The sequence below is a fragment of the Vreelandella aquamarina genome (assembly GCF_900110265.1).
GTDB lineage: Bacteria > Pseudomonadota > Gammaproteobacteria > Pseudomonadales > Halomonadaceae > Vreelandella > Vreelandella aquamarina.
Window position 1 is genome coordinate 1 of record NZ_FODB01000104.1, and the last position, 3,077, is coordinate 3,077.

The following is a 3,077-nucleotide window of genomic DNA, read 5'->3' on the forward strand; positions in this document are numbered from 1 at the left end:
TGCAGGGACAGAAGACACCAGAATAGGGCCGCTTGTGCGGCCCCCGCTTACCTCCCCGCCCGAGTGGGCGAGGGTTCACGCGGGTTTTTGCTGAGATTGATGTGCTGGAATCTACCTCGCGGCAAGGCATTGCCGTGCTCAGCCTGGAGCTGAGCGACGCGGTGACCAATGTCACGCCGGTGTGGAGCCGCGTGCGCGATAAGCTCAGCGATGTAGCGCCCTCGCTACCGGAAGGCGTGCAAACGCCGGAGTTGTTGGATGACCGTGGCTATGCGTTCAGTATCGTGGCCGCTCTGCGCTGGACGTTGGATACCCCTCCCAATCCACAATTGATGGAGCGCTATGCCGAACGCCTAGAAGATCAGTTACGGCAGGTAGCAGGCACCGAATATACCCACCGTTTTGGCGTCGCCGGTGAGCAGGTCGAGGTGATGGTAGACCCGCTGGAACTGAATGCGTTAGGACTCTCGGTTGGTCAGCTTGCCGGGGCCATTGAGGCGAGCGACGGCCGCCGCACGGCTGGCGAGGTGGTCACACAAGGGCATCGGCTAACGGTGGGCTTGAGCGGCGAGTTTGATGCGCTTGACCGGCTGCGAGAGATCAACGTCACCACCCAGCAGGGCCAGAGCGTCAAGCTAGGGGAAATTGCCGAGCTGCGCCGTGGTGTTCAAGACCCACCCAGCGCGGTGGCGCTGCTAAACGGTGAGCGGGCCGTATTTGTAGGTGCTCGTATGGTGCCGGGCCAGCGTATCGATGCGTGGGTTGAGCGTGCCCAGGCGCAACTAGCGGCGTTTGACGATGAACTGCCGATAGGGCTGGCGGTAGAAGAAGTCTTTGAGCAGGCCAGCTATACCAACCAGCGTCTTAGTGATGTAGCGATTAGCCTGCTGATGGGCTTGGTACTGGTGGTCGCGATTCTATTTCTCACGATGGGCTGGCGCTCTGCGCTCACCGTAGGGCTGGCCATTCCGGCGACGGCGCTGCTCACCCTGGCGCTGTTCAAGCCGCTGGGGATGGAAATCCACCAGATGAGCATCATCGGTATTATTGTCGCATTGGGGCTGATGGTGGATAACGCCATTGTGATGACCAATGCCCTGCGTGAGCGCTTCCTTCAGGGGGATTCAGCGCTGGCCGCGACTCGAGATGCGTTGCGCCATTTGTCGGTACCGCTGCTCGCCAGTACGCTCACGACCATTTTGGCGTTTATGCCCATCGTGCTGATGCCAGGCCCCGCCGGTGAGTTCGTCGGGCCGCTCGCCATGGCGGTCATGGTAGCGCTGGTCAGCTCTTATCTGATTTCGCTGCTGCTGGTGCCTGCGCTTTCGCCCATGCTGCTGGCCAAGGTAGCCGCTAAACCGCCTGCCCCGCGGGATAATATAATGAAGCGGGCGTTTCGCGGCACGGTTCGCAGCACACTGCGCCACCCCGTGGCGGCGATGTTGATCACCCTCTGTGTGCCGGTAGGTGGAATAGCGCTGATGCCAACGCTAGACGTAGCGTTCTTCCCTCTCGCCGACCGCGACCAGTTTTACATTGAAGTGCGCTTGCCCGCCGCCAGTAGTATCGCCAAGACAGAAGCGCTGGCCCACGAAGTAGAGAGCATGGTGCGCGAGCTGCCGGGTGTAGTGCGTGTCTCGTCGTTTATCGGCGAAAGTGCGCCGATGATGTATTACAACGTGTTAACTAATGAAGATAACAACCCCGCCTTCCTTCACCTGATCGTCGATACGGTATCGTTAGAGGCCACCAATCAACAGGTGCCGGGGCTGCAGCAATCTTTGGATAAGCGCTTTCCTCAAGCCCAAAGCGTTGTGCGCAAATACGAGCAAGGCTCGCCTTTTAAAGCGCCCATTGAGCTTCGCGTGTATGGCGATGATCTGGAGGTGCTCTCCTCCCTGGGCCTGGAGCTAGCGGGCCTGATGCACCAGCTTCCCCAGGTAACCCACGTACGCGCAGGGATGCAGCGTGATTTGCCTCGGCTAGTGCTTGATGTCGACCACACCGCATTGAGCGATGCAGGGCTGACGACGCAGAGCCTGGCGGAACAGGTAGGTGCTGCCCTCTCCGGCCAGCCTGCCGGTATGTTGTTGGAAGATACACAACAACTATCGATACGTGTGCGTTATGCTGATGGGTGGCGCACTGATGCCGAGCAGCTAGCTGCACTGCGTTTGGTGAGTGACCAAGTGGCTGAAGGCTTACCGTTAGCGGCTGTTGCTGAAAGCTATCTTGCCCCTTCATGGAGTGTGATTACCCGACGAAATGCCGAGCGAGTGCAGCTGGTGCAAGGCTATTTAGTGGCGGATGCGCTACCGGCCGTATCCATGGCGCAGTTAGATGCCAAGCTTCAGGCAGCGCTTGAGAACGGTGAGCTGACGTTGCCTGCTGGATACCGTATTGAAACAGGGGGCGAGGCCGCTGAGCGTGATGAGGCCGTCGGTAAACTACTCGCCTCGGTGGTGCTGCTGGTGATTGCCATGGTGGCTACGGTGGTGCTGGCGTTTAACTCCTTCCGCCGCGCCGCCATTGTCTTTATCGCTGGAGCACAGGCCATGGGCATGGGGATCGTGGCGCTGCTGATGAGTGGTCATGCGTTTGGCTTCGTGATTATCGTCGGCATTATGGGATTGGTCGGTGTCGCCATTAACGCCACCATCATTATTATTGCCGCCTTTGATGATGATCCGGCCGCCCGGCAAGGCGATATGGAGGCGATGCTCGCGGTCATCAGCGGCCCCACGAGTCGGCACATCGCATCGACCACCATCACCACCTTTGCCGGGTTGATCCCGCTCATGTTGGCGGTTGGGGGGCTATGGCCCCCCTTCGCGCAAACCGTCGGGTTTGGATTACTCTTGGCTACGTTGGTGTCGTTTTTCTTTACGCCAGCACTCTACAGGCTGTGGGTGGCCTCTTCTGGTGGTGAAAGCAGTCACAGCTGATGCCATAGCATCGCCAGACAGCCGTTCATTGCGCGGCAAGAGCAAAGGTGAGGATAAGGGGCCAAACGGCCCCTTTATCGTTGTGCGCCAGGCATGGCGCGCAGCGCCTTGACTGGCGCTATTCCTGAGGGT

1 protein-coding gene is annotated in these 3,077 nt (G+C 59.5%); it reads left to right on the forward strand.

Going from position 1 to position 3,077, the window contains the following annotated elements:
• Positions 1-101 precede the first annotated feature (101 nt).
• Positions 102-2,945 carry an efflux RND transporter permease subunit gene (locus tag BMY49_RS16915; protein WP_244155000.1) on the forward strand — a complete coding sequence of 948 codons (2,844 nt, stop codon included), beginning with the start codon at positions 102-104 and terminating at the stop codon, positions 2,943-2,945.
• Positions 2,946-3,077 lie beyond the last annotated feature (132 nt).